The organism is Streptomyces sp. WMMB 322, from assembly GCF_900090145.1.
Lineage (GTDB): Bacteria > Actinomycetota > Actinomycetes > Streptomycetales > Streptomycetaceae > Streptomyces.
In genome coordinates this window covers 148,576-163,821 of the sequence record NZ_FMHI01000011.1, presented here as the reverse complement: position 1 = coordinate 163,821, position 15,246 = coordinate 148,576, and the positions used below count along the sequence as shown (strand labels likewise).

The window sequence follows — 15,246 nt, the reverse complement described above, 5'->3', positions numbered from 1 at the left end:
CCCCCGGGTCGTGCATCCCAAATCCCCGCAGCGCCATGGCACTTCGCAGTGCCACGGTACTCCGGGGTGCCCCAGCGAAACTTGGGAGAACGCACACCATGACCCAGTCCAGGACCGCAACCCACGGCCCCGCGGGAGACGCGGGCTCCGCCGCTCCGCAACCACAGCCGGCACAGGGCCGCTCCCGGCTCGACCGGTACTTCCGGATATCCGAGCGCCACTCCACCGTCGCCCGCGAAGTGCGCGGCGGCGCAACGACGTTCATGGCGATGGCCTACATCGTCCTGCTCAACCCGGTCATCCTCTCCGTGCCCGACGCGGGGAAGGCCACGCTCGACGCGGGACAGGTCACCACGGCCACCGCGTTCGCCGCCGCGGCCACCACCCTGGTGATGGGCGTGCTCGGCAACGTGCCGCTGGCCCTGGCTGCGGGACTCAGCGTCTCCGCAGTGCTCGCCTACCAGGTCGCGCCCGAGATGACCTGGCCCAACGCCTTCGGCATGTGCGTCATCTACGGCGCGGTGATCATCCTGCTCGTCGTCACCGGGCTGCGACGGCTGATCATGGACGCCATTCCGCTTGCGATGAAGCACGCCATCACCATGGGCATCGGACTGTTCGTCACCCTCATCGGCCTCGTCCAGGCGGGCTTCGTGACGGGCATGCCCGGCCCCGGCGGAGTCGCCGGCGCGAAACCGCTGCAGCTGGGCACCCGCGACATGCTCACCGGCTGGCCCGTGCTGTGCTTCGCCGTCACCGTGCTGCTGGTCTTCGTGCTCCAGGTGCGGCGCGTCCCCGGAGCGATCCTCACCGGCATCGTCGGCGGCACGGTCGTGGCGGGCCTCGTGCACCACTTCGCCGGGCTGGACGCGAAGGACTGGGGCGGGCGGAACGCACCGGAGATCACCGGAAGCATCGTCAGCACCCCGGACTTCGGCCTGTTCGGCAAGGTTTCCTTCGACGGCATCACCGACGTCGGCGCCGTGACGGTGGGCGTCATCGTCTTCACGCTCGTCCTCGCGGGCTTCTTCGACGCCATCGGCACCATCATCGGAATCGGCCAGCAGGCGGGTCTCGCCGACGACGAGGGCCGCATGCCGGGCCTGAACAAGGCCCTGGCCATCGACGGTGCGGGCGGCGTCGCCGGCGGACTCACGGGTGCGTCGGGGCAGACCGTCTTCGTGGAGTCCACGGCCGGAGTCGGCGACGGCGCCCGCACGGGCCTGGCCAGCGTCGTCACCGGGCTCGGCTTCACCTTCTGCCTGTTCTTCACGCCGCTGGCCCGGATCATCCCCACGCAGGTCGCCGCGGCTGCGCTCGTCGTCATCGGCGCGATGATGATGAGCAACGCACGGCACATCGACTGGAACGACGTCGCCACCAGCGTCCCGGTCTTCCTGACGACGGTGCTGATGCCCTTCACGTACTCCATCACCGCGGGCATCGCCGCCGGCAGCATCTCCTACGTCGTGATCAGGACGGCCCAGGGAAGGTGGCGCGACGTGGGTGCGTTGATGTGGGGGCTGGCCGCCGTCTTCCTGGTCTACTTCGCGCTCAGCCCGCTCGAGGGGTGGCTCGGCGTGAGGTGAACGTGGGGTGCGGCGGCGTCGTGAGGCATGAATGACACAGGGAAGGCCGGGCCGCCCGGGCCGCCGGGCGTAGGCTCGCAGGCCGCACCCCAGTGCATGCGAATGAGTGCGAGTGAGGAGCCCGTTGATGCTGGACATCGCCGCCGAACTGCACCGTTGGTGCGAGGAGGAGCGCGACTTCGCCGTCGCGACCGTCGTCGCCGTCAGCGGCAGCGCCCCCCGCCGGCCGGGAGCCGCGCTCGCCGTGGACGCAGCCGGTGAGGCGGTGGGCAGCGTCTCCGGGGGATGCGTCGAGGGCGCCGTCTACGAGCTGTGCCAGGAGGCGATGGAATCCGGGCGCAGCGTGGTCCAGCAGTTCGGCTACAGCGACGAGGACGCCTTCGCCGTCGGGCTGACCTGCGGCGGCGTCATCGACATCCTCGTCACGCCCGTCCGCTCGGGCACGGACGCCTACGCGATGTATGCGGGAGCGGTCGCCGCTGCCGCGGACGGCCGTGCCGTCGCACTCACCCGCGTCGTCGAGGGACCGGAGGAACTGCTCGGCGGTGCCATGTTCGTGCCGGCCGGCGGCCCGGCCTCCGGCACCCTCGGCGGCTCCGCGTCGCTCGACGAGGGCGCCGCCGCCCAGACCCGCGCCCTGCTGAACGCCGGCCGCACCGCCACCGTCGAGACCGGCACGGAGGGGGGCCCGCCCGGTGCCGGCGGACGCGGCGCCGCGGGCGAGGGCGACCCGCTGTGCGGGCCGGCGGTGACGCTGCTGGTCGAGTCGAGCGCGCCGCCGCCGCGGATGCTCGTCTTCGGCGCGATCGACTTCGCGAGTGCCCTGGCCCGCACGGGGGCCTTCCTCGGCTACCGGGTCACCGTGTGCGACGCCCGTCCCGTGTTCGCCACAAAGGCCCGCTTCCCCGACGCCGACGAGGTCGTCGTGGAGTGGCCGCACCGCTATCTCGACTCCCAGGAACTGGACGCCCGCACGGTCGTGTGCGTCCTCACCCATGACGCCAAGTTCGATGTGCCGCTGCTGGAGCGCGCGTTGCGGCTGCCCGTCGCGTACGTGGGCGCCATGGGTTCGCGCCGCACCCACCTCGCGCGGCTGGAGCAGCTGCGCGAGGCGGGCGTGAGCGACGCCGAACTGGCGCGACTGCATTCGCCGATCGGCCTCGACCTCGGTGCCCGCACCCCCGAGGAGACGGCACTGTCCATCGCCGCCGAGATCGTCGCGGTCCGTTACGGCGGCACCGGCGTTCCGCTCACCGGCGCGCACACCCCGATCCACCGCGAGCCGGGGACGGGCGCCCGTACGGAAACGGCCGCACGCACCGGACGGGGGTTCGGGGAGGTCGCGTAGGCCGCCTTGTGCGGCTTTCGGTGAGAGCCCTCATGCGGGCCGATTCCCGGTCCGGGGGCCGGATCCCCGCGGTACGGGAAGGGACGAACTCAGGCCTCCCCACCGGTGAGCGCTGCCGCCCAGCCGCCCTGGATCATGGTCTGGAAGTACCATTCGCCGTCCCGTTTGACGAGGATGTCCGCGTAGTTCATCGACTGGGTCTGTGAACCCGCCGTCATCGTCGACTCGGTGAACACCACGGCGAGGCTCCGCGACAGGAAGTGCGGTGAGCGCCGGGAGTCGAAGTGGACCTCCTCGCCGCCGCCCTCACCCATGACCGCGGACATCGTGCGTACGAACTCCTCGCGGCTCCACTGCCTGGCCACGCCGGACCCGGGGTCTGCGCCGTCCGTGACGAGGTTCAGCGGGAACAGCGCCATCGACGCCATGGCCTCGACGTCGGCCTTCGCGGCGTGGGCGTCGTAACGCGCGAACCATGCCTCCAGGTCCCGGTGGTCCTGCTCGGTTGCTGTGCTGGAAGTGGTGTCCGGCACGAACCCTCCTCGATATTGGTCCAATTTGACTACTCGGTTTCGGAGTCTCTCTCCCGCGAGGCAATTAGTCAAATTTGATTAACTGCCCGGTGCGAGTGCCGGGACGGTCTGTGGGTGCGCGGTCTCGAGGACGTCAGCCTGTGTGCGCGGGGCCGGCCCGGGGCCCGTCGGCCGGCCGTGCTCGGCGACTGCCCCGGCGCGCGGCGCTCAGAGCAGGTTGAGGTCCGCCAGCACGGCCAGATGGTCGGAGCCGTCGAGTTCGAGGAACCGGGCGTCGACGGCCGTCAGGGGGTCGCTGACCAGGACGTGGTCGAGCTGTGCGCCCATGAAACGCAGAGGAGTGTCGTTGGGCCACGTCGGTGTGCGGGACTGGCCGGTGAGGCGGGCGGCGTCGTTCAGTCCGGTCCGCAGCAGGGAGCGGAAGGCGGCGTGGTCCTGGGAGGAGTTGAAGTCGCCCGCGACGATCGTCGGTGTCCGGCCCCGCGACGCACCGTACGAGCGCAGCGTCCTGAGCTCCTTGCGCCAGGTGTCCAGCGATTCCGGATTCGGCGGCATCGGATGGGCGACCTGGATGTTCACGCTCGTGCCGGAGATGTCGGCGACGGCGTTCGGCATGGCCATCCGCCCCGGCAGGGAGGACTCCTTCGCCAAGGGGAACGTGCTCAGCAGGGCCGAGCCGTTCGCGCCGCCGCTCTCGACGATGTTCCGGTAGGGGTAGTTCTCGTACATCCGCGCGCTGCGCAGCGCTTCGACGCACCGGGTGTCGCACTCCTGGACGGCGACGAGGTGCGGGCGCTCGCGGCGCAGCGTCCGCACGAGCGCGCGCGTCGCCTCGCCGTAGCGCACATTGGCGGTCAGCACGCGGAAGCGTGCCTTCCCGGTGCGTTCGGATGCATCGGCCGGCGCCTCCGGCCCCTGGGGCAGGGTGTATCCGACGGTGGCGGCGAGCACGGCGAGCGCCCAGGCCGCGAGCAGGACCCGGCGTGCCAGCACCGTGTACAGCAGCGCCAGCCATCCCGGTACGAGGAACCAGGGGAGGAAGGCGAGGAATTGGGCGATGGGCGTCGGCCCGTCGTCGTTCGTTCCGCGGAAGGCGAGCGGCACGCTCAGCAGCGCCAGGACGAGGCAGGCGAACCAGGCCATGGGGCGGCGGCGCGTCCGCCGCGGCCGCTGTTCGCGCCGTACCCGCTCATGGCGGGCACGGACGGGCCGCGCGGTGCTGCGGAGCTGATGCTCCGTCACCGTGCCGCGGCTTCCGTCCCGCTTGATGCGATGGTTCCGGTCCCCCGTCAACACGTTCTTGATGGTGCACCATCGCACGCGCAGCGGGGTGCACGTCCTTGCGATCTTTTCTTCGTCCGCGCACTTCCCTACGAGACCTGCCGGTCCTGTGGCGCAACCGTCAAAGTTCTCCACCCGCATGTGCGGCGAGGCGGGCGCCTTTCACCGCTTTTGCCTGCGTCAGGCCCTGTCGGGGAGGTGAATTCCGGCACCGGCGGGTCCGGGGCGGACGCCGGCGGCCCACGCCCGTCAGCCGGACGACGTCTTCGAGGTGTCCGCCGGTTCCGGGGGGAGGCAGGAGGCGACGCGTTCCGCGCTGGCCCGGGCCCGGGGCCCGGTGGTGAGGAAGGCCAGCAGCAGTACGACCGCGCCGCATCCGGTGAAGATCCACCACGCCGTCACATCCGAACCGGCCGCGAGGGCCGCGCCGATGACGGCGACGCCCAGCGCAGAGCCGATCTGACGGCTCGTGGAGGCGATGCTCGCGGCCACTCCGGCGCGCGAGAGCGGCATCCCGGAGACCGCGGCGTTGGTGATGGGTGCGTTGACCAGGCCGAAGCCGATGCCGAAGACGACGTACGCGGTGAACAGCAGCCCGTCGGTCCGCTCGGCGTCGAAGAGCGCGAACAGCAGACCGCTCGCCGTCATGAACACACCGGCGAACAGCAGCGGCAGCCGTGCGCCGCGTACGGCCACCAGGTGCCCGGAGAGCGGCGCGAAGACGGCCGTCATCAGGGCCATCGGCAGCAGATGCAGACCGGCCTCGAACGGCGAGAGGCCGCGGTCGTTCTGCAGATGCAGGGTGCTGAGGAAGAGGAATCCCGTCAGCGCGGCGAACGACGTGACCGCGGTGAGCGTGGCGCCGGAGAACGGGACGCTGCGGAAGAAGCGGAATTCGACGAGCGGTTCGGTGCGGTGCCGTTCGTACAGCGGCAGGGCCGCCGCGGCGCACGCGCCGGCGAGGAAGCAGCCGAGGATCAGCGGGGAGGTCCAGCCGGCGTTGCGGCCTTCGATGATGCCGAAGGTCAGCGTGCCGAGCGCCGCCATCACCAGAAGCTGGCCTCCCGGGTCGAGCCTGCGCGGGTGCGGCGCCCGGGACTCCGGTACGAACAGGGCGGTCAGCAGCAGCGCCGCGAGACCGATGGGGAGGTTCAGCCAGAAGATGGCACGCCAGTTCACCGCCGTGACGAGGACACCGCCCAGCAGCGGCCCGGCCGCCATGGAGATGCCGACGACGCCGCCCCACACCCCGATCGCCCGTGCCCGCTCCCGCGGCTCGACGAAGGTGTTGGTGATGATCGACATCGCGACCGGGTTGAGCATCGAACCGCCGACGGCCTGGAGCGCGCGGAACGCGACGAGCCAGCCGAGGCCGGGTGCGAGGGCGCACAGCAGCGAGCCGACCGTGAAGAGCACGAGCCCCGTCTGGAAGACGCGGCGCCGCCCCACCCTGTCCGCCGTCGAGCCGGCGAGCATCAGCAGGGAGGCGATGACGAGGGTGTAGGCGTCGAGAGTCCACTGCAGACCGGAGACGGAGGCGTTCAGGTCCCGCTGGAGGGACGGCAGCGCGACGTTCAGCGCGGTGTTGTCGAGACTGACGATCAGCAGGCTCATGCAGCAGATCGCCAGCACCAGCATGCGCCGGGGAGTGCTCGCACTCGCCGCGTCCTCGGTGGCGGGGGACATCCCTCCAGCATCCACGGAGCACGGACGGACTGCCGCTCGGGGGTGGTGCCCGCGCGTTCGGTGACCCAGGATGATCCGCAGTGTGACCAGCGGCGGACCGCCGGCGCCGCCCTCGAAGGGCCCGGCCCGGAGGGAACCGGCGGCCCCGCGTCGCACCGGCAGCAAAGTGAGCGGCATCCGAGGAGTTGACGATGACGGCGACCGAGCCCACCAGCCCCACCGAGGCCTTCCGCGCCGCCCGGGACACCCTGCTGCGGCACCGGACCGACTACGACGCGGCGCGCGCGGCCTTCTCCTGGCCCCGCCCCGAGCACTTCAACTGGGCGCTGGACTGGTTCGATTCGGTCGCCGAGGACAACGACCGCACCGCGCTGCACATCGTCGAGGAGGACGGCAGCGCCGCCCGCTACTCCTTCGCCCGGATGCGCGCACGGTCGGCGCAGGCCGCCAACTGGCTGCGCGCTCAGGGCGTCGGGCCCGGCGACCGCGTCATCGTGATGCTCGGCAACCAGGTCGAGCTGTGGGAGACGCTGCTGGCCTGCATGAAGCTGCGCGCGGTCGTCATCCCGGCCACGCCGCTGCTGGGCCCCGCCGACCTCGCCGACCGCATCGAGCGCGGTGAGGCCCGCCACGTCGTCGTACGGGCCCAGGACACGGCCAAGTTCGAGACCGTGGAGGGCGGGTACACCCGCATCGCCGTGGGCGGCGGCGGGAGCCCGGGAGAGGGCTGGCTCGCCTACGAGGACGCCTACGGGGCCTCCGAGAGCTTCGAGCCGGACGGTCCCACCCGTGCCCAGGACACGCTGCTGCTCTACTTCACCTCCGGCACGACGGCCCGGCCCAAGCTCGTCGAGCACACCCATGTCTCCTATCCCGTCGGCCACTTGGCGACGATGTACTGGATCGGGCTGCAGCCGGGGGACGTGCACCTCAACATCTCCTCGCCCGGGTGGGCCAAGCACGCGTGGTCGAACGTCTTCGCGCCCTGGAACGCCGAGGCGACGATCTTCATCTACAACTACACGCGCTTCGACGCGGACCGCCTCCTAGCCGAGATCGAGAAGGCCGGCGTCACCAGCTTCTGCGCGCCGCCCACGGTGTGGCGCATGCTCATCCAGGCCGACCTGAGCAAGCTGACGGCCGTGCCGCGCGAGGTCGTCGCCGCGGGCGAGCCGCTCAACCCCGAGGTCATCGAGCATGTGCGGCGGGCCTGGGACAGGCCGATCCGCGACGGCTTCGGCCAGACCGAGACGGCCGTGCAGGTCGCCAACTCGCCGGGCCAGCCGCTCAAGCCGGGCTCCATGGGACGGGCCATGCCGGGATTCGAGGTGACGCTGCTCGATCCGGTGACGGGGGAGGCGGGCGCCGACGAGGGCGAGATCTGCCTCGACCTGTCCGCCCGTCCCGTCGGGCTGATGACGGGCTACCACGGCGACGTGGAGCGCACCGGGGAAGCCATGGCCGGCGGCTACTACCGCACCGGCGACATCGGTTCGTGCGACGAGGACGGCTACATCACCTACATCGGGCGTTCCGACGACGTCTTCAAGGCGAGCGACTACAAGATCTCGCCGTTCGAGCTGGAGAGCGCGCTGCTGGAGCACGAGGCCGTCGCGGAGGCCGCGGTGGTGCCCTCGCCTGACGAGCTGAGGCTGGCCGTGCCGAAGGCGTACGTGGTGCTCGCGGAGGGCTGGCGGCCGGGAGCGGAGACGGCGAACGTGCTCTTCGCGCACTCGCGGGAGACGCTCGCGCCGTACAAGCGCGTCCGCGTCATCGAGTTCGCCGAGCTGCCGAAGACGATCTCCGGCAAGATCCGCCGCGTCGAGCTGCGCGCGCACGCGGCGCAGGAGCCGGGGGAGGAGTTCCGGGAGGAGCGCTGAGGCACCGGGTCCGCCCGCGCCCGGCGGGGGCGGGCCTTGCGCCGGTACGCGCGGCTGCCCGTTGGCGGCGCACGGATCTGCCCCGTGTCAGTACACGGAGCGCACCAGGTCGTCGGCCGGGTCGTTCACGGCCTGCGGCATGCCCGTCAGATCGAGGACGAACAGCGGCACGGACAGCGAGTCCGCGCGGGTGCGGGCCTCACGCGAATACCCCGCCAGGGAGAAACAGGCCGTTCCCACCCCTTCGTTGAGGCCGTTCAGCCAGAGCGTCTCGACCTCCCGCAGCGTCGTCGGGGCGGTCGTCGGGTCGACGTGGGCGATGATGCCGGAGCCGCGCACGTCGACGCCGGAGGCCGGGCGCCTCTCCGTCACACGCACCTCCGGGAATCCCAGCCAGCGCAGATACTCGGCCGCGGCCGTGCGGGCGTCCTGGGCGGTGCGGATCGTGACGGGACGGAAGGCCGGGCGCGCAGCGTGCCGAGGCTGCTTCTGCGCGTCGTGCGCCTTGAGCGGTGCGGGAGCGGTGAAGGGGCCCGCGCTGCCCGCGGGTGTTCCGGCGGACGTGGACGGTGCTGCCGTGCCGTCGGCGTCTCCGGCGACGGGGACGCCGCCGGTACCGGCCGGGTGGCCGGCCTCCGCTGCGGTGCCCGGGGCCCGGTCCGCGGCGGTGCCGGGCAGGTCGCCGGCGGGGGGCGGGGGCTGCCGCGGCGACGGCTGCGGCGGCACGACGGGCATCCGCAGCAACGTGCCGCAGCGGCAGCCGAGTTCGGGCTGAGGCCACTCCCTGGACGTCCCGCACGACGGGCAGCGCACCTCGACCCACGACCCCGCCCAGGTGCGGTGCCGGATCTGCGCGGGTGTGCCGTCGCGCAGCATGGGCAGCGTTACGGGCGCCCCGCAGTCGCACGGGTAGACCGGGGGCGTGTAGGTGTGCTCGCGGCGGCACTCGGGGCAGCGCACGGGCACGCTTTCTGCCATCTCTTCGGCTCCAGCGGCATCAGCGGGACGGGGACGGTCGGCGGAATCGGGGGCCACGCACGTCGCGACCCTGCTCATATCGTCGCCGAAAGGACGGGGTTTCCGAAGAGGAACGGAACAGAAAGGGGTGTGAAGAGGCGCTCGCCGCGGAGCGTCCGGCAGCCACCTCTCGTTCGGGCCTGTGCCGCCCGGGCACGGGCGGGAGCAGCACCTTTTCGGCCCGTCCCGCGAGTGACCTGCTGATTCCACTTCTTTCCCGGACAGATCGTTGCCCCTCCGTGACACATGGCGGGGCGTCTTGCGGGCAGGGTTTGTCGCCGGGTCCGACAGGGCCCGAAGCGCAAGCCCCTTTTCCTGATCCCTACTCCCGAAGGACTGGCAGTGGCAGCTCAATCAGCTGGTACAGAGAAACCGGCCGCACCTGCGTCTCCCGAGGGAGGTGGGAAGGGGAAGGCCGCGAGTTCCGTGGCCCCCGGGGTCTTCTACCCCTCGGCCGTCATCATCGTGGGGTTCGTGCTCTACGCGGTGATCTTCCAGAAGTCCGCGGCGAGCCTGGTCAGTACCGTCCAGGACAGCATCGTCGGCGGCCTCGGCTGGTATTACACCGCCATCGTCTCCCTCTTCGTGATCTTCTCCCTCTGGGTGGGCATCGGCCGCTACGGCGACATCAAGCTGGGCAAGGACGATCAGAAGGCCGACTTCGGCCTCATGTCCTGGCTGGCCATGCTCTTCGCCGCGGGAATGGGCATCGGGCTCGTCTTCTGGGGCGTCGCGGAGCCGCTGAGCTTCTACCACGACCCCAAGCCGGGAGTGGGCGACAGCGCCGCCGCCAAGGCCGAGTTCTCCATGATCCAGACGTTCCTCCACTGGGGTGTCCACCCCTGGGCGATCTACGTGGTCGTGGGTCTCGCGGTCGCCTATGCGGTGCACCGCAAGGGCCGTCCGGTCTCCATCCGCTGGGCGCTGGAGCCGATCTTCGGCGAGAAGGTCAAGGGCCGCTGGGGAGACGTCATCGACACCGTCGCCGTCGTCGGCACCCTGTTCGGAGTGGCGACCTCCCTCGGCTTCGGCGTGATGCAGATATCCGCCGGCATGGGCTTCACCGGCTGGGTGGACAACCCCGGCACGAGCCTTCAGGTCGTGCTGATCGCCTGCATCACCGCAGTCGCCACCGTCTCCGTGGTGACCGGAGTCAGCAAGGGCATCAAGTGGCTCTCCAACATCAACATGGTGCTGGCGGCCTGCCTGCTGCTCTTCGTGCTCATCGCCGGACCGACGCTGTTCATCATGAACGGGTTCGTCCAGGACATCGGCGCCTATCTGCAGAACGTGCTCCGTCTCAGCTTCGACACCGGAGCCGTCCACGGAAGCGACGGCACCGACTGGGTCAAGAGCTGGACGGTCTTCTACTGGGGATGGTGGATCTCCTGGGCGCCGTTCGTGGGGATCTTCATCGCCCGTATCTCCCGGGGCCGGACCGTGCGTGAGTTCGTGTGCGGCGTGCTGCTGGTGCCGACGCTGCTGACGTTCTTCTGGTTCGCGGTCTTCGGCGGCTCGGCGCTGCACCGTGAGATGTTCGGCGGGGGCGGCCTCATCGGCAAGGACGGTCCCAGCACTGACAACGCGCTCTTCGAACTGCTCGACACCATGCCGGGCGGTACTTTCGTCGCGGGCGTGACCATTCTGCTGATCGTGCTGTTCTTCGTGACCTCTTCCGACTCCGGTTCGTTCGTGGTCGACATGCTCGCCTCCGGGGGAGACCCCAATCCGCCGACCTGGAGCCGCGTCTTCTGGGCGCTGGCCGAAGGCGCCGTCGCCATCGCGCTGTTGACGGCGGGCGGAAGCGCGACCGACTCGCTCACCACCCTCCAGACCACGGCGATCATCATCGCGCTGCCGTTCAGTCTCGTGATGCTCGCCATGTGCGTCGCGACCCTGAAGTCCTTCCGGAGGGAACGGCAGGCGTACCTCGACGCCAAGAGGGAGGCACAGCAGGACCGGATGATCGACAAGACCATCCAGGTCATCGAGGAGAACCTGGAGCGGGGCACGCTGGACGTCCCCCGCCAGGCCGCGCCCGGCGACCGCCCGGGAGGGTCCTCGAAGGGCTGACGGCCCCCGCCCTCCGGTGCTGCCGGGCAGCCGAGCCAGGTGACGGCAGCACCGGGCGGGGTCCGGCTCCGGGCAGGCGGGTGCCGGCCGGCTGAGCACAGCCGGCCGGCATCCGCGGAGCCGGGGGCTGTCCGGCGGATCCCCGGCGACCGCAGCGAGGTGCGGTGCCGGGATCGCGAGCCCGCGAAGATCCGCCGGAGCGGCCCTACGCCTCCTCGAACTCCCGCACGGCGTCGATGTCCGGCCCGTGCGGCGTGTTCGCCTCGCGTTCGATCATGATCTCCACGAGGACGGGACGCGAGGTGGCGACCGCCTCCTTGCGGGCCCACTGAATCGCGCCGGCGATGTCCTCCGGCTCCCGCACTCGCCGTCCCGAACAGCCGTAGGCCTCCATGACCTTGACGTTGTCCGTGCCGAACTCGTCGTAGTGGATGTCGACCTGGTAGTTCATGCCGTAACCGATCTCGGCCTGACGGATCAGGCCCAGATACTCGTTGTTGAGCATGATGAGCACGTACGGCACGTGGTACTGGGCGGCCACCGCCAGCTCCTCCACCAGGTACTGGAAGCCGTAGTCGCCGACGATGCCCACGACTTCGGCGTCCGGCCTGCCCATCCCCTCCAGCGCCTTCTTCACGCCGATCGCTGCCGGCACCTCCCAGCCGAGCGGACCCGCCTGCCCGCAGACCTGGTAGTGCCGCGGCAGGTACGCCTTCTGGTGCTGCCCGCCCCAGATCTGGTAGAGCCCGATCGCGGTGACGAAGTAGGTGTCCTCGTCGAAGGCCTCGTTGATCTCCTTGTAGGCGCGGGGCGCCTTCACCGGAGTGGAGTCGAAGTCCTCCCTGCGCACCAGGGTCCGCTTCAGCTCCTTGCAGCGCTCGACCCAACTGCCCACGTCAGCACGCGCCTTGCGCTTGCGGGCCGCCGCGAGCAGCGCCGAGAGGAAGAGGCCGGCGTCGGAGACGATGCCGAGGTCCGGTTCGAAGACCCTGCCGATCTGGCCCGGTTCGATGTCGACGTGCACGAAGGTGCGCTCGCCGCGGTAGATGTCGAGGTTCGCGCCGGTGTGCCGGTCGCCGAAGCGTGCGCCCACGGCGAGCACGAAGTCGGACTCCAGGAAGGAGGCGTTGGCATAGCGCTGCGAGGTCTGGATGCCGGTCGTGCCGAGATTCAGTTCGTGATCGTCCTCGATGACGCCCTTGCCCATCAGGGTGACCTGGAAGGGGACCCTCAACTCCTCGACGAGCTCACGCAGTTCGGCGCCGGCATCGGCGAGGATGACGCCGCCGCCCGCCAGGATCAGCGGCCGCTCGGCGGCCAGCAGCATCTCCAGCGCCCGCTCCACGCGCGGCAGATGAGGTTCGACGGCGGGCACCGGCAGGCGGGTGTCGATCTCCGCGTCGTAGGTGATCTCCCGCTTGGCCAGGTCCAGCGGCAGATCGATCAGCACCGGTCCGGGACGGCCGGTACGGGCGATGCGGAACGCCTCCCGGAAGGCCCACGGGATCTGCGCCGGCTCCTTGATCTGCACGGCCCACTTCGTGACGGGCTTGGCGATCTCCACGATGTCGACGGCCTGGAAGGCCTCCTGGTGCAGCTTCGGCGAGACCGCCTGGCCGGTGAGGCACACCATCGGGATGGAGTCGGCCTGGGCGGTGTAGAGGCCGGTGACGAGATTGGTCGCGCCGGGGCCGGAGGTGGCGATGGCGACGCCCACCTTGCCGTTCGTACGGGCCCATCCGTCGGCCATGTGGGTCGCGCCCTCCTCGTGGCGGACCGTCAGGTGCTCGATGCGGCCGTCCTCCTCCATCGCCTTGTACAGGGGAAGGATCGCGGCACCGGGGCAGCCGAAGGCGATGTCCACCCCCTCGTCGACCATGATGGAGACGGCGGCGTTCATTGCGGGCATCCTCTTCGGGGCCATGCGTCAGTCCTCCGTCTTCTCGCCGGACAGCCGCCTCACTCCGCGCACCAGCGCGGAGTGGTCGAGACCGCCGTCGCCCTGCTGCCGCAGTGCCGCGACGAGCTGCGCCGCGAGCGCGCCCGCGGGGACGGCCGCGCCGACATTGCGAGCGGCGTCCGTGACGATGCCCATGTCCTTGTGGTGCAGGTCGATCTTGAATCCTGGGCGGAAGTCGCCCGCGAGGATGCTCTCCTTCTTGCGGTTCAGCACGGTGGAGCCCGCCAGTCCGCCGCCGAGCACCTCCAGTGCGGCCGGGAGGTCGACGCCGGACTTCTCCAGGAAGACCACGGCCTCCGCAAGGGCCTCGATGTTGACGGCGACGATGAGCTGGTTGGCCGCCTTCACCGTCTGGCCCGAGCCGTGCGGGCCGCACAGCACGATCGTCTTCCCGAGCACTTCGAGGACGGGCCGCGCCGCCTCGAAGGTCTCCTGCTCGCCGCCGGCCATGATGGACAGCGCGCCTTCCACCGCTCCCGCCTCGCCTCCGGAGACGGGTGCGTCGAGCACGTCGACTCCCTTGGCAGCGGCGGCCCTTGCCACCTCCACCGAGGTCTGCGGAGTGATGGACGACATGTCGATGAGCAGGCCGCCCGGGCGGAGGTTCTCCAGGACGCCGCCCTCGTGCAGCACGACCTGCTCGACCTGCGGTGAGGCCGGGACCATGGTGATGACCACATCGGCCCCGCGCACGGCCTCGGCGACGGACGAGGCTCCCTTGCCGCCGTCCTCGACGAATGCCTCGACCTTGGAGGCGGTGGGGTTGAAGGCGGTCACGTCGTAACCCGCTTTGAGGAGGTTGCGCGCCATGGGCGCGCCCATGATGCCGAGGCCGATGAAGGCGACCTTGGTGTTGTCCGGGGTGTGGCTCATGGGGCGTCATGCCTTTCGAAGTCTGTTGCGTACGGGCGTACTTGGCACAGAGCCGGGCACGGATGCGCGGGTGCCCGGCGGCGAAGTGCCGGGTGCGGGGCCGGTGTCGGGCGGCAGGGCCGGGCGCCGGGCACGCGTCCGGGGCCGGTACCGGACCTCGCGCTCAGGCGCCGCGCAGCGAGCGCGGCAGCCAGCCGAAGCTCTCGGCGCTCGGCTGGTCCCCGGGCTTGTACTCCAGGCCGATGCGGCCCTCGTAGCCCGCCTTGGAGAGGCGTTCGAGCAGGTCGGGGAAGTCGAGTTCGCCGGTTCCGGGGGCTCCGCGTCCCGGGCAGTCGGCGATCTGGACGTGTCCGGTGCGGGCGGTGTGCTCGTCGATGACCTTGTGCAGGTCCTCGCCGTTCATCGCCAGGTGGTAGAGGTCCATCAGGAACCTGGCGTTGTCCAGTCCGGTTGCCTCGTTCACCTTGTCGGCGACGGAGACGGCCTTCGGGGCGCTGACGATCGGGCAGTGCGGCGACTCGACGGCGTTGAGGGCCTCGATGAGCAGCACCGCGCCGATGCCGTCGGCCGCGCGTGCCGCCGACGCCAGGTTCTCCAGGGCCAGTTCGTCCTGCTCCTCCGGTGTGGCCCCGGAGACGCGGTTGCCGTAGAGGGCGTTGAGCGCGGTGCAGCCGGCCGACTGCGCGAAGTCCACGGCGACGTCGATGTTGCGGCGGAACTTCTCCGACTCCTCGCCCGGCACCGACAGCGCGCCCCGGTCCGGTCCGGGCAGCTTCCCGGCGTAGAAGTTCAGGCCCGTCAGCCGGGTACCGGCGTCGGTCAACGCCCGCCGCAGGGCGTCCAGTTCGGCCCGTTCCGGTACGGGCGCGTCCACCCACGGCCACCACAGCTCGACCGCGGTGAAGCCTGCCTCGGCCGCCGCGGCGGGGCGTTCCAGCAGCGGAAGCTCGGTGAAGAGGATCGACAGGTTGACGGTGTAGCGGTGATCGGTGCCGCCGATGCCGGC

The 15,246-nt window shown here is 70.8% G+C and carries 11 protein-coding genes; 4 read left to right on the top strand and 7 right to left on the bottom strand.

Annotated features, from left to right (window positions below; all coding sequences use genetic code 11):
- Positions 1-98 precede the first annotated feature (98 nt).
- Together H180DRAFT_RS18555 and H180DRAFT_RS18550 are read left to right on the top strand one after the other, a co-directional pair.
- Positions 99-1,589 (top strand): NCS2 family permease, encoded by a 1,491-nt coding sequence (locus H180DRAFT_RS18555; RefSeq protein ID WP_055487202.1) that lies wholly within the window; start codon positions 99-101, stop codon positions 1,587-1,589.
- Between the two features lie 127 nt (positions 1,590-1,716).
- Positions 1,717-2,937 (top strand): XdhC family protein, encoded by a 1,221-nt coding sequence (locus H180DRAFT_RS18550; protein WP_055487201.1) that lies wholly within the window; start codon positions 1,717-1,719, stop codon positions 2,935-2,937.
- Positions 2,938-3,026: 89 nt separating this feature from the next.
- On the opposite strand, the gene H180DRAFT_RS18545 is transcribed toward H180DRAFT_RS18550, so the two are convergent.
- The 3 genes from H180DRAFT_RS18545 to H180DRAFT_RS18535 all read right to left on the bottom strand — a co-directional run bounded on the left by H180DRAFT_RS18545 (position 3,027) and on the right by H180DRAFT_RS18535 (position 6,437).
- Positions 3,027-3,470 (bottom strand): hypothetical protein, encoded by a 444-nt coding sequence (locus H180DRAFT_RS18545; RefSeq protein WP_055487200.1) that lies wholly within the window; start codon positions 3,468-3,470, stop codon positions 3,027-3,029.
- Between the two features lie 207 nt (positions 3,471-3,677).
- Positions 3,678-4,766: an endonuclease/exonuclease/phosphatase family protein gene (locus H180DRAFT_RS18540; RefSeq protein WP_254666075.1), complete on the bottom strand. Its 1,089-nt coding sequence runs from the start codon at positions 4,764-4,766 to the stop codon at positions 3,678-3,680.
- Between the two features lie 234 nt (positions 4,767-5,000).
- Positions 5,001-6,437, bottom strand: coding sequence for an MFS transporter (locus H180DRAFT_RS18535; protein WP_055487199.1), 1,437 nt, complete (start codon positions 6,435-6,437; stop codon positions 5,001-5,003).
- Between the two features lie 191 nt (positions 6,438-6,628).
- On the opposite strand from H180DRAFT_RS18535, the gene H180DRAFT_RS18530 reads away from it, so the two are divergent.
- Positions 6,629-8,317, top strand: coding sequence for an AMP-binding protein (locus H180DRAFT_RS18530; RefSeq protein ID WP_055487198.1), 1,689 nt, complete (start codon positions 6,629-6,631; stop codon positions 8,315-8,317).
- An 87-nt stretch (positions 8,318-8,404) separates the two neighbouring features.
- Here H180DRAFT_RS18530 and H180DRAFT_RS18525 read toward each other — a convergent pair whose 3' ends face one another.
- Complete coding sequence (locus H180DRAFT_RS18525) at positions 8,405-9,295, bottom strand: hypothetical protein (RefSeq protein WP_055487197.1); 891 nt, start codon at positions 9,293-9,295, stop codon at positions 8,405-8,407.
- A 465-nt stretch (positions 9,296-9,760) separates the two neighbouring features.
- Here H180DRAFT_RS18525 and H180DRAFT_RS18520 point away from each other — a divergent pair, with 465 nt between their 5' ends.
- Positions 9,761-11,407 carry a BCCT family transporter gene (locus H180DRAFT_RS18520; protein WP_055487196.1) on the top strand — a complete coding sequence of 549 codons (1,647 nt, stop codon included), beginning with the start codon at positions 9,761-9,763 and terminating at the stop codon, positions 11,405-11,407.
- 205 nt (positions 11,408-11,612) lie between these two features.
- On the opposite strand, the gene gcl is transcribed toward H180DRAFT_RS18520, so the two are convergent.
- From gcl to H180DRAFT_RS18505, 3 genes are all read right to left on the bottom strand, one after another.
- Positions 11,613-13,331: a glyoxylate carboligase gene (gene gcl, locus H180DRAFT_RS18515; RefSeq protein ID WP_254666074.1), complete on the bottom strand. Its 1,719-nt coding sequence runs from the start codon at positions 13,329-13,331 to the stop codon at positions 11,613-11,615.
- Between the two features lie 3 nt (positions 13,332-13,334).
- Entirely contained in the window at positions 13,335-14,240 is a 906-nt protein-coding gene (locus H180DRAFT_RS18510) for a 2-hydroxy-3-oxopropionate reductase (RefSeq protein ID WP_055487194.1), read from the bottom strand.
- Positions 14,241-14,403: 163 nt separating this feature from the next.
- Positions 14,404-15,240, bottom strand: a complete 837-nt coding sequence (locus H180DRAFT_RS18505) for a TIM barrel protein (RefSeq protein WP_055487260.1) — start codon at positions 15,238-15,240, stop codon at positions 14,404-14,406.
- Positions 15,241-15,246 lie beyond the last annotated feature (6 nt).

What these genes read in the sequence shown, in the direction of transcription:
- H180DRAFT_RS18535 (WP_055487199.1), bottom strand. Translation starts at nt 6,437, where the DNA reads ATGTCCCCCGCCACCGAGGACGCGGCGAGTGCGAGCACTCCCCGGCGC.
- H180DRAFT_RS18510 (WP_055487194.1), bottom strand. Translation starts at nt 14,240, where the DNA reads ATGAGCCACACCCCGGACAACACCAAGGTCGCCTTCATCGGCCTCGGC.
- gcl (WP_254666074.1), bottom strand. Translation starts at nt 13,331, where the DNA reads ATGGCCCCGAAGAGGATGCCCGCAATGAACGCCGCCGTCTCCATCATG.
- H180DRAFT_RS18555 (WP_055487202.1), top strand. Translation starts at nt 99, where the DNA reads ATGACCCAGTCCAGGACCGCAACCCACGGCCCCGCGGGAGACGCGGGC.
- H180DRAFT_RS18530 (WP_055487198.1), top strand. Translation starts at nt 6,629, where the DNA reads ATGACGGCGACCGAGCCCACCAGCCCCACCGAGGCCTTCCGCGCCGCC.
- H180DRAFT_RS18525 (WP_055487197.1), bottom strand. Translation starts at nt 9,295, where the DNA reads ATGGCAGAAAGCGTGCCCGTGCGCTGCCCCGAGTGCCGCCGCGAGCAC.
- H180DRAFT_RS18550 (WP_055487201.1), top strand. Translation starts at nt 1,717, where the DNA reads ATGCTGGACATCGCCGCCGAACTGCACCGTTGGTGCGAGGAGGAGCGC.